Origin of the sequence: Limibacter armeniacum (assembly GCF_036880985.1) — a bacterium.
In the GTDB taxonomy this organism is placed as follows: domain Bacteria; phylum Bacteroidota; class Bacteroidia; order Cytophagales; family Flammeovirgaceae; genus Limibacter; species Limibacter armeniacum.
On sequence record NZ_JBAJNO010000003.1, the window covers coordinates 66,711 to 93,009 of the forward strand.

Below are 26,299 nucleotides of genomic sequence, written 5' to 3' on the forward strand. Positions count from 1 at the left end.
TCAATCTAGTTAACAGTGATACTATTGATTACTTTACTGGATTGCTTTTTTCTGACTACAGCAATTATTTCTGCAATAACCGAAATCGCTATTTCCTGAGGCGTGACCGAACCAATATTTAGACCTGCCGGCGAACTGATGGACTCCAGTTTGTCTAAATCCAATTCAGCATTATACTGGAGAAGTTCATCAAACAGCATATGCTTACGCCTACTTGACCCAATAATTCCAAAATAGCAGTAGGCTTGATCGAGTATAGCCAATGCATAATGAAAATCCCTTGAATAACTATGTGTCATTAGAATAACTGCTGTCTGCTCATCTAAACCCAAGTTGTCAATTCCATCAGGTTCCAACGCTATTACCTTATCAGCTCCCGGAAAATCACTTTTTTGTCGAGCATCTTTCAGAGAACTTACAACCGTTACTTCCATCCCACTGCTACTGCCTATCATCGCCATTTGTACAGCATCATGCTCAGTACCAATGATTACCAAGCGCAAAGCTGGTTGCATGGTTTGGCTAAAAACAGATACGTTATGACTCGGGCTAAAATCTTTTCTAAACGTAAATTCTTTTCCCTTAAGCTTGATGATCGTTCCATAATCCGGCGACTGTCCTATTTCCTTGGAATAGAAAGCGTGCATCTCAAAGGATAACCTGGATTCCAAAACCTCAGCCCAACTGGCCAATAGTTCGTCCGATAAGCTAAAAGGCTCGATAAGTATATACAAGACTCCTTCACATCCTAGTCTGTATCTGCCATCGTAGGTCATGATACGAGGTAAGCCATCTTCCAACACCTGCTGTGCCTGTCTTATTACCTCTTTCTCCACACATCCTCCACTGACAGCTCCAACCGTATCACCCTTGTCGGTTATTAACATCCTTACCCCTGGCTTACGATAGGAAGAGCCATCTAAATCAACCACAGATGCCAAGACACACTTTATTGAAGATGCCTGGCATTGTACTGCGTGGTTCAATATTTTCTTAAATTCGAATAGCATAGTTGTTTATCCAAGCTCCTCAGCAAAAGGCATTTTGCGAATCCGCTTACCTGTTGCTGCATAAATAGCATTACTTATAGCGGCTGCCACTGGTGGTAATGCTGGTTCTCCCAATCCTGTTGGCGCTTCATTTGATGGAACAAACTTCACTTCGATATCCAATGGTGCGTCCTTTATCCGAAGGAATTTATAGGAGTCAAAATTGGTCTCTGCTACAGCGCCATCCACAAAAGTAATCTTAGGAAACATGGCGTGACAAATACCATCAATGATAGCACCCTGCACCTGATTTTCAGCTCCACTAAGGTTAATGACTGTACCACAGTTTACCGCACAAAAAACCTTGGTAATCCTAGGCTTTCCATTCTCCAGTTTAAGCTCAAGAACCTGAGCCGCATACGAACCAAATGAATACCATGTAGCAAAACCTCTGAACACTCCTTCAGGCGTAGTGCCCCAGTCTGACATTTCTGCCACCAATTCAACCACACTTTTGTATTTATCAGGGTCAAACTGCAGCTTTCCAATGGGTTGCTTCTTGGCTTTTTCAAACAATTCAAGTCGAAATGCAACAGGGTCTTTTTTCAGTTCCACACACACTTCATCCATAAAACTTTCAGCAGGAAAGGCAAGTGTGTTGGCACCAGGAGCACGCCACCAGCCTGTAGGGGTATTGCTCTCCAGGCCTTGACCCTCTGAACGGTAATTTTCTAAAGCACCAGCTACATAACTATCCCCTCTAACTTCCCTTCCAATGGCAATTCCAGACTGGTGCCAGCTCCATAGTTTATCTTCCGACAAGCCAGCCCTATACCGATACATAGTAGCCGGACGGTAAAAGTCATTTTGCTGATCATCTTCCCTTGTCCACTGCACCTGTACAGGTTTTTGAACAGCAGCAGAAATCAATGCAGCTTCCACCGCATTGTCATTCATCAGTTTTCTGCCAAATCCGCCTCCCTGTCTTGGAAGTGTAACTGAAATGTTTTCCGGAGCGATTCCCAGCAATTCAGCGACATCGCTTCTTACCTTTGCCGGCACCTGCGTTGGACCAAAAAGCTCCGCACTATCTTTCCTGACATCAGCAAAGTAGTTTAGCGGCTCCATTTGTCCGTGGGAAATGGTTGGCATCTCATAATAAACATCCAGCACTTTTTGGGCTGTTTTATTAGCTGCATCTATATCCCCATCATTTCTGGACTTAGCGTCTGCACCTTTTGCCAGCAATTCCTTAAAAGAATTGAAGTGATCTGAAGAACTTTCCAGTTTCTCTGACGTCTCCCATTCAATGATCAAGGCATCTCGTCCCTTTTTGGCTATCCAAGTAGAGGTGGCCAGTACCGCTACCGAATTTTTAAGCTTTACGATATCTTTGACACCATTGATCTTACGTGCTTCGGTATCATCTACATTTTTCAATGTTTTTCCGTAAGCTGGGGGACGAGCCACCATTGCGAATAGCATTCCCTCCCTGCGTGTATCTATTCCATAAAGGGGCTGACCAGTAGTAATTTTATGGGCCTCAACATCTTTAACACGTGTGCCCAGAAACTTGAAATCCTCAGGATTTTTTAGTTTTGGATCAGTGGGAACCTCCAGCTTAGATGCCTTTGTCGCCAGTTCTCCATAACTTAGTTTTTTTCCACTTGATTGGTGTATAACCATTCCCTCATCTGCCAAACACTCGTCAACAGGTACATTCCAGGTTTGGGCTGCGGCTGCTATCAACATCTCACGGGCTGCGGCTCCAACGATACGTAATTCTGCAAACTTCCCTCTAATGGCACCACTGCCGCCTGCTACCTGTCTTCCAAATTTCTCATCCAGTGGGGCTAATGCTACCTTAACTTTTTCCCAATTCACACACAGTTCTTCAGCCACGATCAAAGGAAGTGAAGTGGTTACACCTTGCCCAATTTCAGGGTTGGGCGCCATCAGCACGATCGTACCATCAGGACTTATCTTGATATAGGCATTTGGAGTAAATTCATCCTCTTCAGCTAATTTGCTTATGGATTTATAGCCCAGCAAGGAGAAGCTTAATAGCAATCCTCCACCTGCAATAGTAGAAGCTTTGAGAAAATGTCTTCTGGAAACTGTTGACTTCATAGCTAGTTTGATTTTGAGGCTTCGTGAATAGCTTTTCTAATCCTTACTTGAGTGCCACAACGGCAGATATTTGTAATGGCCATATCAATTTGCTCATCTGTTGGGTTTGGTGTTCGCTGCAACAAGGCTGCGGCTGCCATTATCTGACCAGCCTGACAGTAGCCACACTGCGAAACATCCAACTCCTCCCAGGCTTTTTGCAACGGATGATCCCCATTTTCACTTAACCCTTCAATGGTTGTGATTTTATTTTCTCCAATCGCTGATACAGGGAGCTGGCAGGAGCGAACTGCAAAACCGTTGAGGTGAACGGTACAAGCGCCACATTGTGAAACACCGCACCCGAATTTTGTCCCTACAAGGTTAAGCGAATCCCGCAGTACCCAAAGAAGCGGCGTGTCAGCATCTACCTCTACCTCATGCTGTTTGCCATTAATTAATAAGGTGTATTTAGCCATGATTTTAAGTTGAGTTACTTTTTAAGTGCAGGTTGAATTTCTTCAGGTTTTACAGGTCCGTAGCTATTTCCAAAAGAGTTCCTGATATAATTCATGACATCTGCTACTTCCTGATCGGATAATGGATGACCCGACATAGGTGTGTTATATTTAATCCCCTTGACTTCTATGGGGCCAGAAAGACCGTTGATGATTACCTTGACAGTTCTTTCTTTATCTGATAGGTGTTCTGAATTGGCAAGTGGAGGATAAACACCCGGCAATCCTTCACCTTGTGACATATGGCAGGATTGACAATTTACCTGATAGAGTGCTTGCCCTCTTTCAATACTGGCTTTCAAGTCAAATGATTGCGCAAACGATGTGAGTGTACTAACCACTAATACTCCCAATAAAACAAAGGTTTTCAATTTCATCTGAAATCTGTTTGTTTATCAATTTCAATTACCCCCCTAAAACAAGGTTCGGCATTTTCTATGTAATTTATGGTATTTTGAAAGTAAAATCAGCTTTTGAAACAGCAATTGTTTCAGGATTCAATAACCAAGCGTGTGTAGCGGGTTTACGCCGGTTGAAATTCATAGTCAATGTTCCCTCCTTTAATTCTGACAGTCACATCTTCTAACTTTACGGCACTTTGTTCAAAAGTATCGACAGCTGAAGTATATTGCCTTTATTAAAATCGTTTAGCTTACTCAATAAAAAATAACAAAGTGAATCTAATTTTCAATAAATATTTCTTTGACTCAAATAAGAGAGAAAGAATAAAAACCTCACAAACCAGTACATCAATAGACATTGTAAAGAATATAAATTCGTATGACTGGACAGTAAGTATAAATTTAGTAACCAAATACCTGTCAGAAAATGAATTACTGGAAGACTCAAATACAATCTTTGAACTGATTGATAGAACAGAAAACTTGGAAATGCAAGTTACTAGTTATGATATCGGTGTATTTGATATATCTATAAATAGGAATAACCTACTTCATAATGGTTCTTACTCATTGAAATCTACCCAAAAGTTTCTCAGAATGATTATTGAAGGGAATTATAAGTTGGCTGTTGACTTTTTTAGAACTGAACCTACTATACCTCAAGGCAAGAATCAATTACATATACAGAAAGCAAAAATAGATACTGCTATAATTCATTCTGAAAATTTACTGAAAGATGTAAATGTGTTACAGGAAAAAATAGGAAAAAAGGAAAAGTCGAATAACATAATTGGGCTTATAGTAGTTTCAATTATCGTTATTATCATTTTGCTTAGAGAGCTTCTGTAAAGAAAAAAAAGCCTAATAATGGATACAAATTGTTAGGTTATTGATTGTAAGATAGCTCACTACAAACTGAAAAATTAATTAATGATATGCTATTTAGGTAACGATACGAAAGTATTTCGAAACATTTTTTAGCCTATTCTTCCTCCCAATAAAAAACGAATAAAAATGAAAGCTATAATCTTTAAAAATAGAAAGTTAGAAGACAAAATAGATTATAACACACCTACATTAACTAAACCAACTCAAATATTAATAAAGATAAAAGCAGCAGCAGTTAACCCTATTGATTTACAGATGTTTCAAGGGAAGAATGAAGCGAGGGTTTTAAATTCAAATATTTTAGGAAGAGAACTATCAGGTACGATTGAAAAGGTGGGTGAAAGTGTCAAAAAATTCAAGACGGGTGACGAGGTCTATTTAGCAGTTCTAGATATGGGAAGCAACGGAGCTTTCGCTGAATATGTAGTTGTGGAAGAGGAAATTGTAGCTCTTAAACCTTCAAATATTAGTTTTTTGCAAGCTGCTACGATACCAGTGTCATATGTTACAGCATGGCAGGTCGCCACAAGATTAAATCAACCTAAAACATCTTCTATATTTATCTTTGGTGCATCGGGAAGTGTTGGAAAAGCTTTAATTAATTTATTACATCATTTCGGCTATCATAACATCAAAGGAACTGCGGGTAATGAGCAAAGCGTTGAACAATTGATGAAACAAAAGCTCAAAAAAGAAAACTTAATCCATTATAAATCGGACAACTTAAGCGATGAAATCATTAAGGCTAACGAAGGGACGCTTTATGATGTTGTTATTGATTGTATTGGCAATGAAATGACAGAAATAGGTGCTAAAGTTTTAAGAAGGGAGGGATTATATATTGATATAACCAATATGAAAACAGATAACGCTGCTTACACGCTATTTCGAAAAGCAGCAGTTATAATGAATATTTCAAGATATTCAGAACCCGAATTATTCTGTAAGTATGGAGAAATATTAGATAGCCTTTCAAAACTTATAAATGTCAATGATTGGTATTTACAAGAATTTATGGATTTAGGAGAACTTTCCTCAGATAATCTGTACGAAGCATTTAACCTATTAGAGACAAACAGAACCAAAGGAAAAAAGGTTGTTTTACATCCTAGCTATTTATTGAATTAAAATACTGTAGGCAACACACAATATAAAATAATTTACTTAATCTTGGATTAGTACTATATTAAGAAGAATCGAGCTTAAGCTGGAAGTTAGCATCAATAAAGAAACAGAAAAACCAAAACTGATAAACGCTATAAAATGGCCAAAGGATTAAGAACATTATTGATAATTGGGCTCCTCATTTTTCTTCATCAATTTGTAGAAGCACAGGAAAATCAAAAGCAACTTTTTTTGCAAAGAGTGGGTAGTGTTGACAGTATTTACTCCAATATACTTAGTGAGTCAAGGAAGTTTTATATACAAATACCCTCCAGTTTTAACTCTTCGAAAAATCAAAAGTATCCGGTAGCATTTATTTTAGATGGTGAAATATTTCTCCCTACTGTAAATGATGTACAAAATTACTATAGCGGTGGTTTTACCCCTGAAATGGTTCTTGTGGGAATAGCTAATGATAAAAACAGAATTAGAGACTTAACAACTTCGGTTATAAGCTCGAAATATGGCATGCCTTTCAATACAAAAAATGGAGAGGCGGATAATTTCAGGAAATTCATACAGACGGAACTCATTCCCTATATTGAAAGCAAATATCCAGTGACCAATTATCGAACACTAATTGGTCATTCTTATGGCGGATTATTCACCATTTCCACATTAATTCATCAACCCAATTTATTTAATAACTATTTGGCAATCGACCCAAGTCTGGATTGGGATAACCAAAAACTATTGAAAGAGGCCCAAGAACAACTTACCAGTCAGAAATATCAAGGCAAAGCATTATTCATGTCATTGAGTGGGCAATTGCATATGCAGAATTCGAAAATAACTTTAGAAAATGTAATGAGGGACACAACAGACTATACCTTATTCCCACGTTCTAATATTGCATTTTCAAACTTGATCAAACAAAATGATGAAAGTGGATTGTCCTTTGAATGGAAATTTTACCCTAAAGACATACATGGAACCATTTCTTTCCCTTCAATTATGGACGGCTTGATTTCTCTTTTCGAATGGTACCAAATGGAAAATACTGATAAAATAAACTCATTCGATACACCCAAGGAAGAGCTGCTTGCCATAATAAAATATAGGGAAAATAAACTACGAGAACATTTCGGATATTCAGAGCCGCCCTACCCAGAAGAACTCTTGAACATGTCAGGCTATATGAATATGGATATGCAGCAACTTGAAAAAGCTAAAATGTACTTTGAACTTGCTATTGAATATTACCCAGAAAGTGCAAATGCGTATGATTCCATGGCAGATTACTATGAGGCACAAAATGATATTACGAATGCTATAAGATTTGTTCAAAAAGCCGCTGAAATAAGTGATAATGAGTACTATAAAAAAAGAATTAAAAAATAACAACAAAGGCTAACATTGTATATAAGTAATAAAGATGATATTCATAAACCGTTACCGACAATTAAACTATATCGAAAGTGAAAGGATTAAGAGTTGGGTAACGGTTTATTTTGACACAATAATTAGGAGTGCTGTGATCAGTATGCGCTAATATAAACGGTCCAACTGCTAGATTCTATGGGAAAAGAGCCGTAATTCGGATTGTTTAAAAGAAATCACACCTTTCCTAAAACCTCCTTCTCCTTCTTACACTACCATCTCTCCCCAATAAAAATTAAACTTCAAAATAAAATGAAGAACGTACTTCTTTTACGCTCTACTGTCTGAATATTGTATCTATAATCAAACAGAGAGGATTGGAAAATTTGTCTTCAACTAATTATTGAAGTCGAAATTTCCCTAAGAATATATAAACAAGATACGCATGAAACTCTTATTTACAGTTAAGCAACTTGGCAAGAAGAAACCGCTACTCACTAAGAAGTCTCTTGAACTTCCATTAGAGATAAATCAGGAGCGAAAACTGATGGACATATTGGAAGTCATCGTCAAGAATCAGGTACAAAGCTTTAATGAGAAAAGAGAGGATCAGTTTCTTTCTCAACTATTAGAGGGAATGCCTATCAGTAAAAGTGATCATCAATCCTCTTTACTGAATGATGATGAAATGGCCGAACAAGCAGAGAGTGGCAAACTCACCTTTGGACATATCGAAAATACCAAACTAGCTGATGAACAAAAGGCAATTCAGACGATGAAAGAAGCCTTCGATGATGGATTGTTTGCGGTATTTCACAATGCTCAACAAATCGAAAAGGCAGATCAATTGGTCTGTCTACAAGAAGAGGATGAATTTATATTTATACGTCTCACCTTCCTCTCCGGAAGTATGTACTAAAAGTATACTTTAAAACACCGTGTAACCACCAATTAAACTATTCTCAAATCATGGAAGAAAATTTTTTGAATAACCGAAAAAGAGAGAATCATTTAGAGGAACTCAAAGCAGCACTTAAAGCGAAAAAAGAACAAGAAGGTCTGCAATTAAAACCTAATGCCCAGAGATTTTTACAATTACTCGTTGACCCAAAAAGCTGTGGTATCAAAGGAGAAGATAGGTATTATGGCTGGAACCTACATTATTACAGAGATGACAAGCGCACACAGGCGTTAAAAGAATTCTTTCAAAAAGACATTTTAGAGCAGGACCAGTTGGATGCCATGACCTATGTTTTCGGGAAAGAATATGCGACCTATTTACATGCCTATTGGAAAAAAATCCCTTCGTTTCCATTTAACCAAAGCCATGATAGACGTAGTTTCAGAGCAACGTTTACCGAAGAAGATGAGATCAAAGAAACGATCTTTATCAATCAATGTAGCTTTTTGCTTCAGGCAATCAACAGCTATAATTACGATTTGCGCATAGAGGAGTTTATAGAGCATAGTAATGCCTATCCCGTTTCACAATTTCCAATCACAGCTCTTTTGGCAGGAGCTATTCTTTCAGGAAATACGGCTATTGAGGATTTGTTGATCGACATCGTGATGGGCAATCATGATACCTATAAGGTGAGTGCACCGATCATCCAAGGCTTACTCTACTCAGAGTCTCCAAGAGGTCTAGAAGCAGTGAAGAAATTGCTTTTAGCTGCCCAACGCCAAGAGGGACTTCGACAGACCATTCTGGAAGCTGTAGATCAAGGTCCACTGTCCGTATTCAAAGAATTTATCCACTTGATTAACCGTGAGCAGATGTACCGCTTTGCTTCGGTGGTGAGAGCCTTTGATGTCTGGACAGGCTTAGATATCAGTGCCGAAAAGCAATCAATGATCAAACAAGGGTTTCTCTTGGCTGAGCATTTTTTGGAGGAACCTGAACAGATTGCAGAAGGGATTCAAAGTAAGGATAATCTTGAAGCTTATATGGCTTTGTGGGCTTGTGCAACTGAAAATACAGGTTTAGAACTAGCCGCCCACTTGAAGCATTTGGCTGCTGATCCAAAAGCAATCAAGCGGCTATTGGCCCTGCGTATTGCCAATGAATTGAAAGTGAATAGCTATTACTATTTGACCTCCAAAGACAATTTGGAAGACGAAAATGAAACTGTCCGGTTCTATGCGTTAAAGGCCTTCAATGTACATCATGCAGAAGCTGATGATATCCAGAAAGATCGTTTCGTTAATTCATGTATTGAGATGGTACAAAGGGTTCCGAGAGAAGGGATCATGCTTCAAACAAAGCTATTTGCTTGGGAAGAAAGAAAGGTACAGGCAGATGAGCTGGTCAGGTCGATTATAAATGTTCTTGACTTGGGGGATCCAGAAGATTGTGAACGCATCTATCCTGTCTATCAGCAAGTCGATTCAGATGCCCGGTATTCGATTGTCAATGCAATCCTGCCATTTGGAGTTTATTATGATCCTTTGAAGTCTGATCAAATCAAAAGAGAAGTATTACCTCACCAACGTGACTTTGCATTCCGTTTTTTGCAGGACAAATCTATGACACTTCGGGAAAGTGCGTTGAAAGTATTGATCGCTGCAAACGTTGATTTTGAGGAATTACCTGTATTTATAGAGTTGCTGAAAGGGAAATCTAAAGGAATCAAGAAGTTGATCCATCACTTTTTCTTTGTGGTAAATCCATCTTTCTTACTCTCAACCATCAAGACTTTATTGGCACAAAAAAATGCCGAACAACGGCTTGTGGGTTTAGATTACCTTGTCGCACTGAAAGGTACAGATCAATTTCAGGGTCCTATTGAAGGACAAGTCGGGATTGAAGAGCCAAAAGGAACCACTTATCTGCAATGGGTAGAAGCTACCACCAATGACTTTGTTGTGAATCGTCCAAAGTTGACGAAAACAGAACAGGATGCAGTCACTTTATTACAAAGTGAGGCGAATAAAATGGCGGAAGCTACTTATGAAAATGGCTATGGAGGAATTTATGACCCTACCAAAGTATTGCTGACAAATTACCCTAAAGACCGTCGTCAGGTATTGGAGGAAATCATTGCCAAGTACCGCATCCCATTGATGACAGATAGCAATACGAAATATGGATATACACAATCGATAGCTAAAATCAATGCTGCTTTGGCGGACTTAGCGAAACGTTTCGAAGCAAATGCTGGATATGAATACGAAGTGTAGTATCAGCGAGAAAGCGAACATAGGATTTTAGGCAATGTGTTTAAACCGCTTGATTACACTTTAGATAATCGCAAATCTTTCAAACTGGAGAACTATCCCTTGGCAGAAGAGTGGGATCAATGGTACCAAGCTTCCGGTCTAACCCCATTGGACTTGAGCCTATTAAATCTAAATGTGTTCAGGACAGAAACAGGCGATAATACGAAGGGTCTATTTCCAACGACAAGGTCTAACCTAGATACTTTGATTCCGATATTGACCCTCAATGATCCTTATCGAGCAAAATCTGAAAGGTACTACTATGATAATAATCCTCTGGAAACGATTCTTAGACTTCTGGAACAGAAATATCCGTACGAAGACAAACAAGGGCTTTTATGTTCGTACCTATCAAGTTGTTTTCTTGCGGTAGCACCAGTGGATTATACCCCCATACCTTACAAAGAAAAATATGCTTATGGGAAGCAGACATTCTCTTGGTTTGAACTTCCAAAGATTCAAGTAATTATTAATAGGGCGACGCACTTAGAAGATAGTGAAGACGATTTGTTCAAGGCGTATTGGGAGCTTAACCAATGGCAGTTGAGTTTTATGGGGACTGAAATTCCTGAAAGAGAACTCCCGTCCTTCCAACTTTATGCAAAAGCCTATCAGCATGACTTAGTCTCTAAAGATGATCTTTATTGGATCTCTTTTGAACCAAATCGCGTCAGTACATTGAGTTTGGAAGGAAAAAAGAGATACTATCAGGAATATCTGAGTAAGGAAGACTACGAAAAATATCCTGTACTCCAAGAAATCAAGACGAATGTACTGCAACGTATACTCGAGATCGAATTAGAGAGAACCGTCTCGGAGTCTAGTGTAAGTAAGCTAGTCGAGAAGATTTCACGTATCTATGGTGTCGAAAAATTCTTTCAGTTTATTGCTAAAATCGGCAAAGAGAAATTTGTAAGGACTGGGAGTTATTACAACAACGAGGTGTCACTGGCAGAGAGTATGTCACACTTGATTCGTGTCAGCCATCCAAAAGCAGCAGATAGTCAGGCACTTTTTGACCAACATGTAAAAGAGCTAAAACTAACTCCACAGCAGCTAATGGATATTGTTATGTATGCGCCTCAATGGTTGCCATTTGTGGAGCGTAACCTAGGATGGAAACTTTCATCTGCGGTGTGGTGGCTGCAGGCACATACCAAGGACGACAGCACCAATCCGTCAGCAGAAGAGATCGCCCAATATTCCAAGCTATCCCTTGATGACTTCTCCAATGGAGCCGTCGATGTTGATTGGTTTGCCAATGCTTATAAGGAATTAGGTAAAAAGCGCTGGGACATGGTCTACAAATCAGCCAAATTCTTAAGTGCCGGAGGCCAGAAAAGGGCACAGCTCTATGCTGATGTGATTCTAGGTAAAACCAAGATTACGGAAGTGCGAAAGCGTATAGTTGACAAGAGAAACCAAGACTACCTAAAGGTGTTTGGTTTGGTGCCACTCAGCCGTCAAAATCCTGAAAAGGATGTATTGGCTCGTTATCAATTCCTGCAAAAGTTCTTGAAAGAGAGTAAGCAATTTGGATCTCAGCGTCAGGCGAGTGAAAAGCTGTCGACTCAAATCGCAATGGACAACCTTGCACGTACTGCAGGGTATCCTGACCCTCAGCGTTTGACCTGGGCAATGGAAGCCAGAGAGGTCAACCAGATTATGGAAAACTCAGAAGTCGTTTTAGATGGTACAGAAGTGCGTATTGCCATTTCAGAAAAAGGAATCGCCAGTCTAACAATTACCAAAGGAGGAAATGCACAAAAGTCAATTCCTGCCAAATACAAGAAAGACAAACGTATACTCGCCCTAAAGGACGCCGTGACAAAACTGAAAGCGCAATACAAGCGTGCACGTGTTAGTCTTGAGGAGGCAATGATTTCAGGAGACTCCTTCACGAAAACTGAAGTTCAGATACTAATGGAGCATCCTGTGATCCAACCGCTGTTGAAGGATTTGGTATTTATGTCCGGTGAAACGCATGGTTTCTGGAAAGATGGTTCATTGTATTCAGCAAATGGTGTGGCACAGGAACCGGAGAATGAGCTACGCATTGCGCACTGTACAGACTTGTTCCATACCAAGGAGTGGGCAAGCTATCAACAGCATTGTTTTGTGAACCAGCTCAAACAACCATTTAAGCAAATCTTTAGAGAACTGTATTTACCGACTGAAGACGAGCAAAAAGAAGGGCATTGCTCCCGCCGATATGCTGGCTATCAGATTCAAGTCAACAAGACATTGGCCTTGCTCAAATCTAGAGGATGGATTGTTAACCATGAAGAAGGGTTACAAAAGGTTTTCCATGGTGAAAGCTTTATCGTTAACTTGATGGCTTATGCTGATTGGTTCTACCCTAGCGATGTGGAAAGTCCAAGCATCGAAATGGTTTCTTTTTATCAGAAGTCAAGCTGGAAGCCACTGGGGATGACAGAGATTTCGGAGCGTACCTTCTCTGAGATTATGCGTGACCTTGACCTTGTGGTTTCCGTAGCCCATGTTGGTGAAGTTGATCCGGAGACTAGTCAGTCATCAATCGAATTAAGAGCCGCTATTGCCCGTGAAACGGCAATGCTCTTCAAACTGTCCAATGTAACCGTGAAAGAAAGCCATATACTTATTGAGGGAACGCAAGGCAATTACTCCTTGCATTTGGGTAGTGGCATGGTTCACCTTCAAGGTGGTGCGGCCATGAATATCCTGCCTGTACATTCTCAACAAAGAGGAAAAATATTCCTGCCATTTGTGGATGAAGATCCAAAAACGGCCGAGATTATCTCTAAGATGTTATTACTCGCAAAGGATGATAAGATTCAAGATCCTACGATTTTGCGTCAGCTGGCTAATATATAATTTTAATATTGAATAAGTGTGGGTAGCCCTACTTATCAAAATAACCTCTTCATTAGATGGACGTCTCTTCTTTTTCGGGGGCGTCCATTTTTTGATGAGACTCTAAATTGTCACCAACTATTCAAATATCGACCTCCTTGTAAATTACAGCTTCTACAGTGTGAGTTCTAGGTGACCATTAATTTGATAAACCACCTACATCGTATAACTGTTTTTCCTGAATCATTCTATTTATTTCAAACTCTATCTGTTTCATTTTCTAATACTTCTTCCAAAGGTCAAAACTCCGTAAAGTTTTTTTGAGCCTAGAAAATAAAAAAGATATAGATAATATGGGTTGGTGTTATGGTGCAATCCACCTGTAACACCATACCCAACTTGATTAAACCATCTGGAAAACTTTTTATTTATCAGTGAAATAGGTAACAAGTTGAATGAAACCTTTCTGCTGTTCTACCAATAAATAATTTGCCACTCTCCCCTACCTCACACTTCCTTCACTGCTTTTGTGACAATTCTGTGATATCCATATCTTACCTTTCCAAAAAAATGAGATGATATGGATAAAGTATTGATCATAGAGGACGACCATGATATATCTGAATTGCTTTCCATTCACCTGAAAGACCTTGGGTTTGATACTGACAGGGTCTTTGATGGAAAGGAAGGACTTGTAAAAGCTTTAAATGAAACCTACCGCATCATCGTATTGGATATACGCCTGCCGGGTATGGATGGCTTTGAGATTTGTCGGCAGATCAGGATGGAAAAAATTGATACGCCCATCATTATGCTGACGGCCAAGTCTGAAGAGATAGATAAGGTGCTTGGACTGGAGATTGGTGCTGACGACTATATTACCAAACCTTTTAGCATCAGGGAATTTATTGCAAGGGTAAAAGTGATCTCAAGGCGTGATTTTTATGCGTCAAAGCCCGCTACCACTGAAAAGGAAGAAGAGGAAATCAACTTGCCGAACCTTTCTATCAACCTGCCAAAACGAATTGTCAAGGTGTACAATGAGCAGGTAGAACTTTCACCTAAAGAGTTTGACCTGCTGGTTTTGCTGGCGTCCAATCCGGGTCGTACCTATACCCGCATCCAGTTACTGAATATGGTTTGGGGTGTTGAGTTTGAAGGGTTTGAACATACCGTCAATTCCCATATCAACCGACTGCGCTCAAAGATTGAAAAAGATATGCATGCCCCTGAGTTTATTCTGACGACCTGGGGTGTTGGCTACAAATTCAAAGACATAGACTGATGGCAAAAAGAGGAAAAATTTTTTCAACATTGTATTGGCAGATTTCTGCCATCTTCCTGCTGGTGTTGCTGGTTTTCGGTTTGGTTGCTTTGCGGATTTCTGTACAGTCGGCTCGCAACTATGCCATTGAGGTCAACCAGAAACTGAACCGAGAACTGGCTGCCCATACGGTTCAGGAACTGAAACCTTTCCTCAATCATGGCGTGATCAACGAAAAAGCGATACAGGATATTATGCACTCCATGATGGTGATCAACCCCAGTGTTGAGGTCTATTTGCTTGACCCGAATGGAAAAATTTTGAGTTATGTTGCGCCAAAAAAAGTGGTAAAACTGGAAACGGTATCACTTGCACCTGTCAAAACATTTCTGGAAAGTGACAAGGGAAATATTATTTATGGAGATGATCCCCGCAATCCGGGTGAAAGCAAGATTTTTTCTGCCGCCAAAGTGATTGAGGACAACCAGCTGATGGGCTACATTTATATTGTACTGGCAAGTCAGGAATATGTTTCCGTCTCTGAAATGGTGGAAGGCAGTTATATTCTGGCACTCTCCATCAAGACGATGGTCACCATTCTGATTGTTTCTGCCCTGATTGGTCTGATACTGATCTGGATTATCACACAGAAACTCAACAAGATTACGGAAGGCATCAGGCATTTTCGGGAAGGTGACCTGAAGTCTCGCATTACCGTCAAGAACAATGACGAGTTGGGTAAGATCGGGACAGCCTTTAATGAGATGGCGGCAACCATCGAGCAGAATATCGAGGAACTGAAAGGGGTCGACAAACTTAGGGTTGAACTGATCAGTAATATTTCACACGACCTGCGTACTCCGATCTCCAATATTCAGGGATTTGCCGAGACACTGCTGATCAAGCAGGAAAATATCTCCAACGAAGACAGAAACCGCTACCTGACCATAATTTTTGAAGGGTGTGAGCGGCTGAAAAAACTGGTCAATGACCTGTTCGAACTCTCCAAACTGCAAGCCAATCAAGTCAAGCTGAACAAGGAGCCATTCTCAGTTGGTGAACTGGTTCACGATGTGGCTCATAAATATCGACTGACTTCTCAGAAAAAAGGAATCAGTATCAATACGATTGTGGCAAAGAATACCCCACTCGTGGAAGCTGATATTTACCTGATCGACCGTGTATTGCAAAACCTGATCGACAATGCCATCAAGTTTTGTGAGGATGGTGACACTATCAATATTGAAGTGGACTCAGCTGATATGGCCAATGTAAGGTTACGTATAGCAGATACCGGAACTGGCATCAAATCCGAGATGCTGCCCCATATTTTTGAGCGCTACTATAAAGGAGCAGAATACAAAACCTCTTCAGGACTTGGCTTGGCAATCGTCAAAAATATTATCGAGCAACATCACTCAGATATCTCAGTGGAAAGTACCGTAGGACAAGGAACCGTATTTACTTTTACTTTGCCTGTGGCAAATATGGCGGTATAAATTTGGGGCATAAAAAATGGCTGAAAAAGGAATTATCTTTTTCAGCCATTTTTTATATAGTACGAGTACTTTTTAATGTTCAAGTTCAAAATTTTTAAACATACATTGAAATAAATCTAACATCTCTAGTTTCTCTTTCAACTCTTTATCTGCCCAAATCACAATGTGTATCATATCCGGATTATCTTCAGCATCATAGGCGAGTTTCAACTTAATAGTATGTTTCGATCCATTCAATACATAAGTCATCCACTGCTCTTTTTCATTGTTGGTATACTTAAGATCTTGCTTGACAATATCAATCCCTACTTCATCTAACTCATATCCTGACAGAACTGCAAGCATTGAAAGAACCCCTATCAACTTTTGATTCCAAAACCAAAATCCATATTCAATCTCATTTTTCATTCTGATTAAATTTGGTTATGATTTCTCTAAGCACATTTTTTCTAAAGATAGCACTAATCCAATATTTTAAAACTGACCACAATCGTAATTAGCTACTTGTCTCTCCTATCTGACATCACCTCAAAAATCAAATCATCACAAAAGAAAATGGAAATTTGACTGAATTGTGAAAGGTCTGTGACTTCTGCATGATACTTATTCCTGAGTTTTGAATCAGAAACCAATAGTTATTTATCTCAAAAAAACTGATTGAAAATGAAAGGAATAAGTAAGTTTTTCTTTGCTGCATCTCTTCTGATGCTTTTCACACAATGTGATGATGACGACAACGGCGGCAATATGCCCGAAATATCACCTGTAAGCTATACGGTCACCATCGAAAACATCATGCCTGAGAAGATGTTCTTTCAGTCGGGTGTCTTTAATATGCCAGTCGGCAGTTCGGAGGCTGGACCAGCCACACCCGGAAACAGTTTTACATTCTCCTTCCATGCAGGACTGGGCAGCAAACTTTCCTTTGCGACCATGTATGGAGCATCCAACGATCTCTTTTATGCACCTGACGGGGAAGGTATCGAACTGTATGCAGACGATGCACCGATCAGCGGTGACATTACAAACCAGATCATGCTTTGGGATGCCGGAACAGAAGTAAATGAAGAGCCAGGAGCAGGACCAAACCAGCCTGCCAATGGTGGGCCTGAAGTTGGGGAAGACGAAAACGGAACTGTGCAAACCATTGATATGATAAATGACGGCTACTCCTACCCTGCTGTAGCTGACAATATCAAGGTCATGATTGCCAACGACGGAGCGGACATGTTTACGGTGACTATTGAAAACCTGTCAGGAAGTTCCACGCCGCTTGCTCCGGGTACATTTGTGGTACATACCGCTCCCAACCCTCTTTTTGAGGAAGGACAAATGGCTGCCAACGGAATTGAACAGCTTGCGGAAGATGGTAACCCAGCTATGACTGGAGAGTTTTTGGAGGCAAACACAGGTTATGTTTCGCCATTGGCTCCGGGGGTCTGGGTAATTCACGAAAGTGGTACAATGCCTCTCTTTGAAGAAAGTGCCGCTGACTTTGGAGAAGGTCTTGAAGGACTGGCGGAAGACGGTACACCTGCTGATTTACTTAACAGTGTACAAACTAAGGATGGTGTAAGACAATCTGGTATCTTTAATACACCAAATGGTGCAGGGAATCCGGGTCCTCTACTACCTGGAAATACTTACTCATTCACTTTTGACGCAGAAGAAGGTGACTACCTAAGTTTTGCGACCATGCTAGTCGAGACCAATGACTTATTTTATGCTCCTATGGAAATGGGAATTGACCTAGCTTCTATTTCAACAACTGTTGCCACCGACATTACTTCAATGGTTATGCTTTGGGATGCTGGTACAGAAGTAAACGAGTTTCCTGGTGCAGGCATCTCTCAACCGCTCAGACTGAATGGAGGTTTGGATGAAAATGGAAATGTCATGGAAGTTGATGATGCTTACGACTACCCTACAGTTGAAAATGCGATCAGGGTGACCATAACTCCTTCCATATCCGAGCAATAAGATAGTTTTATGATAATTTGAGATAACATTTTATCTGAATTCAAGCTTATTTATTTAAGGATCAAACAGTTAAACCAAAACTTCTTGATTATGAAATGGCTCATCAGATTGAATACAATATTTGTAGCAATGCTTTTAGCATTTTCGATTGGTGTTTATGCACAAGATACCAGAGGCAGTCATAACATTGCAAAAGTGGAAAAATCTGCCGAGGAGTGGCAAAAGGAACTGACACCAATGGAGTACAAGGTTCTCAGACAAAAAGGAACTGAACGTGCTTTTACAGGCGACCTCCTCGAGAACAAGCAGGAAGGTATCTACACTTGTGCCGGATGTGGCTTGCCCCTGTTCACGTCGAAAGCCAAATTCGATTCAGGTACAGGATGGCCAAGTTTCTATGAGCCGATCAACAAAACCAATGTACTGGAAGAAACTGACAAAAGTTTTGGTTGGAACCGTACTGAAGTGATTTGCGCCAAATGCGACGGGCATCTGGGACATGTATTTGAGGATGGTCCCCAACCTACTGGGCTACGGTATTGTGTCAATTCTGCTGCCTTGAATTTTGAGAAGAAGTAAAGACCGATCGTTTTTTCCTGCTTTAACCTATTATGGAAGCCTGAATACTGCTATTGTGGTATTCAGGCTTTCTTGTTTTAAATAAAAAATGACATTTCTGTTCTATTTTTTGTTAAGAGAATGAGATCACTCCATTTCAAATTTCCTCTCTCTTGAACACGCTCTCTTTATGAATACTGAAATAAAGAAATATTCATATTTCATATTAATCATCACCTACTGTCTAACCCTCCTGACAGCTTGCAATCACAAAGACACCTCCCAAACAGCTCAGCCGCCTGACATAAAAGTCAGTGTAGCAGAGGTACAACTTACTTCCGCAGGAAACACACTTCGCCTGACGGGTTCAATCCTTCCCTCCCATATGGCGAACTTGGGGTTTATGGTTGCCGGAAAAGTTTCAAAAGTAATGGTTAAGGAAGGCGACCGAGTCAAAAAGGGACAAACAATCGCAACACTTGACCCTACTGATTATCAGTCTGGCAAAAAAGTGGCTGCGGCAGATTTACAAGAAGCAGAAGACCAGTACAAAAGACTCAAACAGGTTTATGAGCAAGGAAGTATCACAGAGGCGGATTGGGTCAAAATGCAATCCGCCTACGAAAAGGCAAAAGCCGCTTATAACGTTGCCTCCAAAAAAGTGAGCGACACCCGAATCACCTCCCCCATAAATGGCTATGTAGCCATGAAAAAGGTAGAAGGAAATGAGGTTGTTGGACAAGGCACACCACTTTTTTCCATTGTCAGGACTGACCCAGTCAAGGTTAAAATCAATATTCCAGAAACGGAAATTTCTCAAGTAAAAGTGGGACAAAAGGTACGGGTTACACTCCCTTCCAATGACCAAATCCCCGCTACTGAAGGCAAGATTTCCTTATTGGGAAAGGTTGCCACGCCTCCAGCCCGTACCTACAATGCTGAAATTGAGGTAGCCAATCCTGACCAGCAACTCCAACCTGGTATGATTGCCGTTGTTGACCTTTTTCTTGAAAGTTCCAGTCAGCGAGTTTCAATCCCTGCTCAGGCAGTAATCAGAGATGCTTATGGTTCTTCTTATGTCTATGTACTGGATGAGAAAAAGATGAATGTCCACAAGAGAATCATCGAAATTGGTGGTGTCAGTGGTGAAAGCCTGCAAATCCTGAAAGGTGTCAAACCTGGCGAAAAAATCATCACCGAAGGACAATCCAAACTGGAAGAAGGCACTTCTGTCTCACTGTCAAAACACACACCCAAAAAAGGGTAAATTTATTGTTTCGCTTTTTTAATGACCTAAAGCAATATGCGAATTGTAAAAGGATCCATGAAGTACCATCAGGTCACGTTGGTATTTACCATATTGGCGCTGCTGGCTGGAGTCTATGCACTGCTGGAAATGCCTCGACGTGAAAACCCTGCCATGGAAATTCCACAGGCATTGGTCGTCTCCTATTACCCCGGAGCCAATAACCTGCAAGTTGAAGAACAAGTCACCCACAAAATCGAGGAATACCTCTTCAGCTTTGAAGAAGTCAGGAAAGAAAAAACCTATTCCACCTCCACAGAAGGAAGGGTTATCATTGTTGTCGAGCTTCAGAAATGGGTAAAGGATACAGACCTGTTCTGGAGCAAACTGCAACACGGGCTGAACGTCCTCTACAAAACCTCACTCCCATCAGAGGCTACGTCTCCTGTTGTAGACTCGGATTTTGGAGACACCGTCGCCTTACTCATTGCCATTTCATCAGACAGTCTTGACCAAACACAGTTGAGGCAGTATGTAAGGCTTGTAGAAGATGCACTCCGAGAACTGCCCCAAACCTCTAAAATCAAACGGCATGGTGAGCAGGAAGAAGCCATTTTTGTCACCTCCACTTCTCAGCAGTTGGTACAGTACAGCGGAAAAGATGGATTGAAAATAGAGGATATCATCAAGGTTATTCGTTCTCAGAACACTGTACAATATGCAGGAGAGTTGAATATTGGAGAGATTACCCTGCCTCTACATACTACCAATTTTTATGCTTCAGAAGTCGAGTTGGGTAACCAACAAATATTTATCACGCCTCAGGGAGAAACCGTCAGGCTCAAAGATGTTGCCAATATCAAAAGGGGATTCAAGGACCCAACCTATCAGGTAAGGGTCAATGACACAAACACGATCCTGATTGCTATCGAGATGCAGGAAGGTTTCAATATTGTAGAGTTTGGAGATGATGTAAGGGCTAAAGTTTCAGAAGCTGAAAGCCTTTTCCCTACAGGAGTTTCCACCAATATTATTGTCGATCAGCCTACTGTCGTCAAAGAAAGTGTCAACCATTTTGTCCGTGAGTTTTTCATTGCCATTGTATCGGTTATTATCGTAACAATGCTGCTACTGCCATTCAGTGTTGCCTCCATTGCTGCAATGGCTATTCCAGTAACAGTAGCACTTACCTTTGCCGCACTCAACTTTGCCGGAATTGAATTGCATCAGGTTTCATTAGCAGGTTTGATTATCGTACTAGGTATGGTCGTGGACGATGCCATTGTCATTGCCGATAATTATGTGGAAAAACTGGATGAGGGGTTAAGCCGATGGGAAGCAGGTTGGCGCAGTGCCTCAGATATGTTTATTCCAGTACTGACAGCGACCCTTACGATTATCGCATCCTTTTTACCGATGTCTTTCCTTTCAGGCATTGTCGGAGAGTTTATCTATTCGCTCCCTTTGGCAGTAGCGATTGCCCTTTTCAGCTCCTTTATGGTTGCCATGCTACTGACTCCCTACCTATGCTATACTTTTATCAAAAAGGGACTTTCTGAAGGAAAAGGTGAAGACAAGCCAAAGCGGTTTTCCCCATTAGATGCCATGCAAAGCGGATATGACAGTATCATTGATTGGGCATTTAAACGTCCTAAAACCATTGTGTTGCTTGCCATACTTGTCGTGATGCTGGGCGGAAGTTTTAAGCTGTTTGTCAAAGAAAAGTTTTTCCCTGCTGCTGAACGAAACCAGTTTGTAGTGGAACTTACCTTACCGGAAGGCAGCAGTTTCAGTAAGACTGATCAAGCCGTCAAGAAAATCGAAAAAGCCCTTTCTGCTGAAGATGATGTTACCAGTTATGCCTCTTTTATTGGGGGTAGTGCTCCTCGATTTTACTATAACCTTGAACCTGAAGTTCCTGCTGATAATTTTGCCCAACTGATGGTCAATACTATCTCTGAGGAAGCCACTTCGACCTTATCTGAGAAACTCTCTTCCCAATTGTCCAATGATGTTCCCGAAGGAAATATAGAAGTTAAAATCCTTCAGCAAGGCATGCCACTTAAAAGTCAGGTGGAAGTGCGCATCAGTGGAAACAATATACAGAGACTGAAGCAACTTGGAGAACAGGTAGTTGAAATCATGAAAAATACCTCCGGCTCCAAACGGGTCAGGACCAACTTCAGAGATGACCTGCTCTCCTTGAAGATCGATATCCAAGATGAAGTCGCTAACCAGCTGGGTATTACAAGGGGTGTTGTCGGGATGTACACTGCCATTGGTTTTAGGGGCTATCCGGTAACCGAACTATGGGAAAACGAGACACCTGTAGACGTAATATTCAGGTTGGAGAAAACCAGTAGAAACACCTTCGAAGACGTTTCGGACCTGTATGTAGCCTCACCCGTTACAGGAGGAGTGGTACCTTTGCGGGCAATTGCCAACCTGGAACCTGAATGGCAAACCGGAAGGATAGTTCACAGAAATGGACTCCGAACCATCACCATTGGGTGTGAAACAGAAGGAGCTTTACCCGCTGACGTATTGGCAAGTATACGACCTGACGTGGAAAAAATTCAGCTTCCTAAAGGTTATAAGATGACCTATGGCGGAGAGTATGAAAGTCAGGAAGAAACTTTCTCCGAGATGGTTGTAGCTCTCAGCATCAGCCTGATCCTGATTTTTGTGATTCTGCTTTTTCAGTTCCGGAATATTGCCGAAACACTGATTGTGATGGCAGCCATCCCGCTCAGCCTGCTTGGAGCTTTTACTGGGTTAATATTGACAGGCAACCCTTTTGGCTTTACTTCTTTTTTGGGATTGATCAGCCTGTCAGGTGTGGTAGTGCGCAACTCCATCATTCTGGTAGACCATGCAGATGAACTCGTCAGGGATCATGGCATGTCCACAAAAGAAGCTGCCTTGGAAGCAGGCAAAAGAAGACTACGTCCCATCTTTCTTACCACGATGGCTGCTGCCGTTGGAGTCTTGCCTATGATCATCTCCGGTTCTCCACTTTGGTCTCCATTGGCAAGTGTTATTGCTGTTGGATTAATTTTCTCCATGTTTATGACACTGATCGCTGTGCCTATTCTTTATATGCTTTTTATTAAAAATGAACCTGCCGATACCAGTTCTATCCCTACCCAAACCCAATGATAAGATGAAAATAATACCGATGCTGCTAACTTTTTTATTGGGATATTCCATTTGGCTTCCTGCTCAAGATACAGACAGTCTGATCACGCTGAGTATGCAGGAAGCCATTGATCGTGCCATTACAGAAAGCAGTGAAATAAAATTAGCCTCTTTTCAGATGGACCTCGCTCAGGCAGCTGTCAAGGATGCAAAACACAACTATTACCCAAAACTAATCGCCAATGGTGGGTACATCTTTAACCCTGATCCATTACAGGTACAGGAAGGTGATTTAGTCAATCTACCTACAGCACCAATTCCAATTATCTTTCCTGCTATACCTGTTAACTTTACCGAGAAGAACACCTTTCTGGCAGGCATAAGCCTGATACAACCGATCACTCCCCTTTTTAAGGTAAAGTCAGGTGTTGATGCAACAAACGCACAACTTGAGATCCAACAAATTGCATTGGAAGAAGCCAAGCAAGAACTGACTTTGGGCGTAAAAAAACTGTACCTCGGTAGTCTTGTCAAGCAGTATGAACTAGAAGAACAGCAATGGAAAATAAAGGCTCAAGAAGCTGACCTAAAAGATCTTGAAAATGCAATTGATGCAGGATTGCAACTCAAGATCAAGAAACTGGCAATGGAAGCCGAATTGCTAAATCTCAAACAAGAGCAGCTCCAGACCCAACATGAAATGGCGACCTTTCACAGTCAACTGAAAAACTTGATAGGTATTCCACCAAACAAGAAGATTCATTTGCAGGAGATGACTTCTAGCACATCCGAAGATTTAAAAACAGACCTGAATAAATTACAGGAAGGTGACAATCTTGCTATCAGAAAAGCTCAGCTAACTGTAGAACAGGCTGATCATGGAGAAGCATATGCCAACAGGGATTACATACCTGAGCTATTCCTGTTTGGTACCTATCAATATCAAAGCGGTTTTGACTTTATTCCTGATGACTATAAGTTATTGGGACTAATGCTCAAGTGGGATATTTTCACTTTTGGAAAACGCAGTGCCAACAGGCAGACCAGTATTATCCAAAAACAAATGGCTGAAGAAAACTTAGCTAAGGTCATCAAAGACAATCAAACTGCCATCCAAACTGCCTATTTGAGCTATCAGCATTCCAAAGCATTGGAGGCTACGGCTTTAAAAGCAATGCAACTGAGGGAAGAACAACAGTCACTTTCTGACAATATGGTAAAAGCAGGTCTTGAAACGGAAGCGGCTGCTATGGAAGTAGCCTCTGAAGTGGCGGCAGCGAAAGCAAAGTACTACAGTGCCCAGCTTGGCATTCTGTTATCATTGGCAGAACTGAAGAAACTGACCGCCACAGAATAAGGTATAAAAAAAAACCTCTCCGGATACCAGAGAGGTTTTCACTTTAACCTAATTTATTAACCCATTATCAATCAAAATCTATATATACTTTCCCGTTTGATTGGGAATTGATATTTCGTTGTTGTTTGATGATACAAGTATAGTACTATTTGATTAAATAATGGTACTATTTCATCACCTTTTTTTGTTAATCAATGATAACAAAAGCACTAACAATTGAATATCAAACACTTATGCAAAATGTTATTTTGTAAATAAAATTGGACTATTTATACAACATTTTACACTCGCTGTAAGATTTGTAGATACCAAAACCTTACAGCGAGCTGACTTGTCTAAGTAGTTGGCTTAATATTCTGATTTACACAGAAGAAATTGTTTGGGTCATACTTATATTTCAGCTGTACCAGCCTATCATAATTACTACCATAAGTTGCCCTCACTCTTTCGTCTCCTTCTTCCATCATAAAGTTGACATAAGCAGCCTGCATACTATAAGGGTGGACAGCCTCCCAATATGCTTTGCCCCACTTCATCAATTCATCTTTCTTTTCTGGGTCTGGTGAAATACCAGCAATTACCATTGACCATCTTGCATCACGGCAACTCCAAGCAGTATCTTCAGGATTGACATCGTGTACAACTCCATCAATTGGGTACATATGCATCAATGACAGTTCACTAGGAGACTTCATGATATTTTCTATATGCGCATCAATAGCCTCATCTGGCAATTCCTTGACAAAGTCCCCTTTCCAGTACCACTGCAATCCTTTTGGCAATAGTGGATCAAACAAAGACTGGATGGCTGTAAATGGCATTTCCTGCATACCATACATCAAAGGCTCTGGAAGCTCTTCCTTAATCGGTTTCATTATTTCATCCACCTTATCCAAAGGGCCTGTGTAGCAAGAAATGATTGCACATATTTTCTTACCCCAAATTGCTTCAGGGAATGGAGGAGTTGAAGGTACTGTCTTCAGACCTATAAATGGACAAAGATCAACTGGACAGTTTGGCAAGAAACCTCGGTACCACTGCATTATTTCCTTGGCATGGCTGATATCATAAAATATCGGTCCAGCATATACCATATCTACCGGATGCGTCTTGAACAAGAAGCTAACTACTATACCAAAATTACCGCCACCACCTCGGATAGCCCAGAACAGGTCTTCATTCTGAAACTCACTTGCTGTTACCAGACTTCCGTCAGCCAAGACCACATCAGCTTCAAGTAAATTATCGATGGTCAAGCCATATTTGCGTGAGAGGTAACCATGTCCACCTCCTAAAGTAAGGCCTGCAATACCGGTACATGAAACAATCCCTGCCGGAACCGCTCGCCCGAAAGCATGCGTTGCATGGTCAACATCTCCTTGTGTACAGCCAGGCTCTACCCGCACTGTTTTGTCATTCTGATTGTAGTGAATACCTTTCATACCAGAAAGGTCGATCAGTAATCCGTCATCGCAACTTCCCAATCCTGGACCATTGTGACCTCCACCTCGGATGGCCACTAGCAAACTGTGCTGATGAGCAATCTTGACAGCTGTAATCACATCTGCTACGTTAGAACAACGAGCAATCAACCCCGGATGCTTGTCAATCATTCCATTGTACAGCTTCCGTACATCATCATACTGAGCATCTTCTTCCTGAATCAGTTCACCCCTGAAGTCAGCTTTCAGCGACTCAAATACTGAAACATCTACCATGTCAATGCCCTTTCGGGTGTTAGTGTATAATTGAATTAACCGTTACTTCTATTACTATAGAAGGTTTTTGACTTGTAGATTGTTCCTCAGACATAT

The 26,299-nt window shown here is 40.8% G+C and carries 18 protein-coding genes and 1 pseudogene; 13 read left to right on the plus strand and 6 right to left on the minus strand.

All coding sequences use genetic code 11. The annotated features are described in order from the left end of the window. Positions 1-5: 5 nt before the first annotated feature. Genes V6R21_RS02750 through V6R21_RS02765 form a run of 4 tightly spaced genes read right to left on the minus strand, consistent with a single transcriptional unit; the run spans position 6 to position 3,993 of the window. Positions 6-1,010: an XdhC family protein gene (locus V6R21_RS02750; protein ID WP_334240658.1), complete on the minus strand. Its 1,005-nt coding sequence runs from the start codon at positions 1,008-1,010 to the stop codon at positions 6-8. 6 nt (positions 1,011-1,016) lie between these two features. Beyond that, the gene (locus tag V6R21_RS02755) at positions 1,017-3,119 is read right to left on the minus strand and encodes a xanthine dehydrogenase family protein molybdopterin-binding subunit (RefSeq protein WP_334240660.1); all 2,103 of its coding nucleotides are present in this window, start codon (positions 3,117-3,119) and stop codon (positions 1,017-1,019) included. A gap of 2 nt (positions 3,120-3,121) precedes the next feature. Next, positions 3,122-3,577, minus strand: a complete 456-nt coding sequence (locus tag V6R21_RS02760) for a (2Fe-2S)-binding protein (protein ID WP_334240662.1) — start codon at positions 3,575-3,577, stop codon at positions 3,122-3,124. 14 nt (positions 3,578-3,591) lie between these two features. Further along, the gene (locus V6R21_RS02765; RefSeq protein ID WP_334240664.1) at positions 3,592-3,993 is read right to left on the minus strand and encodes a cytochrome c; all 402 of its coding nucleotides are present in this window, start codon (positions 3,991-3,993) and stop codon (positions 3,592-3,594) included. A 297-nt stretch (positions 3,994-4,290) separates the two neighbouring features. On the opposite strand from V6R21_RS02765, the gene V6R21_RS02770 reads away from it, so the two are divergent. From V6R21_RS02770 to V6R21_RS02805, 8 genes and pseudogenes are all read left to right on the plus strand, one after another. Next, a complete protein-coding gene (locus V6R21_RS02770) occupies positions 4,291-4,866 on the plus strand; it encodes a hypothetical protein (RefSeq protein WP_334240666.1) in 576 nt (191 codons plus the stop codon). Positions 4,867-5,031: 165 nt separating this feature from the next. Next, positions 5,032-6,033 carry a zinc-binding alcohol dehydrogenase family protein gene (locus V6R21_RS02775; RefSeq protein WP_334240667.1) on the plus strand — a complete coding sequence of 334 codons (1,002 nt, stop codon included), beginning with the start codon at positions 5,032-5,034 and terminating at the stop codon, positions 6,031-6,033. Between the two features lie 135 nt (positions 6,034-6,168). Further along, positions 6,169-7,410 (plus strand): alpha/beta hydrolase-fold protein, encoded by a 1,242-nt coding sequence (locus V6R21_RS02780; protein WP_334240669.1) that lies wholly within the window; start codon positions 6,169-6,171, stop codon positions 7,408-7,410. A 424-nt stretch (positions 7,411-7,834) separates the two neighbouring features. Beyond that, positions 7,835-8,308 carry a hypothetical protein gene (locus V6R21_RS02785; protein ID WP_334240670.1) on the plus strand — a complete coding sequence of 158 codons (474 nt, stop codon included), beginning with the start codon at positions 7,835-7,837 and terminating at the stop codon, positions 8,306-8,308. Between the two features lie 50 nt (positions 8,309-8,358). Next, positions 8,359-12,867: pseudogene (locus tag V6R21_RS32450) on the plus strand (DUF5724 domain-containing protein); the annotation flags it as partial. 207 nt (positions 12,868-13,074) lie between these two features. Further along, positions 13,075-13,464 (plus strand): DUF7737 domain-containing protein, encoded by a 390-nt coding sequence (locus tag V6R21_RS32455; protein ID WP_456298558.1) that lies wholly within the window; start codon positions 13,075-13,077, stop codon positions 13,462-13,464. A 559-nt stretch (positions 13,465-14,023) separates the two neighbouring features. Further along, positions 14,024-14,728 (plus strand): response regulator transcription factor, encoded by a 705-nt coding sequence (locus V6R21_RS02800; protein WP_334240675.1) that lies wholly within the window; start codon positions 14,024-14,026, stop codon positions 14,726-14,728. Then, entirely contained in the window at positions 14,728-16,206 is a 1,479-nt protein-coding gene (locus tag V6R21_RS02805; RefSeq protein WP_334240678.1) for a sensor histidine kinase, read from the plus strand. Before V6R21_RS02800 ends, V6R21_RS02805 begins: the two co-directional genes overlap by 1 nt. A 72-nt stretch (positions 16,207-16,278) precedes the next feature. On the opposite strand, the gene V6R21_RS02810 is transcribed toward V6R21_RS02805, so the two are convergent. Beyond that, the gene (locus tag V6R21_RS02810) at positions 16,279-16,614 is read right to left on the minus strand and encodes a hypothetical protein (protein ID WP_334240680.1); all 336 of its coding nucleotides are present in this window, start codon (positions 16,612-16,614) and stop codon (positions 16,279-16,281) included. A 255-nt stretch (positions 16,615-16,869) separates the two neighbouring features. Between V6R21_RS02810 and V6R21_RS02815 the strand changes: the two genes are divergently transcribed. The 5 genes from V6R21_RS02815 (at position 16,870) to V6R21_RS02835 (ending at position 24,485) form a co-directional block, all read left to right on the plus strand. Continuing rightward, positions 16,870-18,186, plus strand: a complete 1,317-nt coding sequence (locus V6R21_RS02815; protein WP_334240682.1) for a spondin domain-containing protein — start codon at positions 16,870-16,872, stop codon at positions 18,184-18,186. Between the two features lie 90 nt (positions 18,187-18,276). Beyond that, positions 18,277-18,765 (plus strand): peptide-methionine (R)-S-oxide reductase MsrB, encoded by a 489-nt coding sequence (gene msrB / locus V6R21_RS02820; protein ID WP_334240684.1) that lies wholly within the window; start codon positions 18,277-18,279, stop codon positions 18,763-18,765. 169 nt (positions 18,766-18,934) lie between these two features. Further along, positions 18,935-20,011, plus strand: coding sequence for an efflux RND transporter periplasmic adaptor subunit (locus V6R21_RS02825; RefSeq protein ID WP_334240685.1), 1,077 nt, complete (start codon positions 18,935-18,937; stop codon positions 20,009-20,011). Positions 20,012-20,047: 36 nt separating this feature from the next. Next, positions 20,048-23,149, plus strand: a complete 3,102-nt coding sequence (locus V6R21_RS02830) for an efflux RND transporter permease subunit (RefSeq protein WP_334240687.1) — start codon at positions 20,048-20,050, stop codon at positions 23,147-23,149. A 4-nt stretch (positions 23,150-23,153) separates the two neighbouring features. Then, positions 23,154-24,485: a TolC family protein gene (locus tag V6R21_RS02835; protein ID WP_334240689.1), complete on the plus strand. Its 1,332-nt coding sequence runs from the start codon at positions 23,154-23,156 to the stop codon at positions 24,483-24,485. A 335-nt stretch (positions 24,486-24,820) separates the two neighbouring features. Here the strand turns inward: V6R21_RS02835 and V6R21_RS02840 are convergent, their stop codons facing one another. After that, the gene (locus V6R21_RS02840) at positions 24,821-26,203 is read right to left on the minus strand and encodes an FAD-binding oxidoreductase (RefSeq protein ID WP_334240691.1); all 1,383 of its coding nucleotides are present in this window, start codon (positions 26,201-26,203) and stop codon (positions 24,821-24,823) included. Positions 26,204-26,299 lie beyond the last annotated feature (96 nt).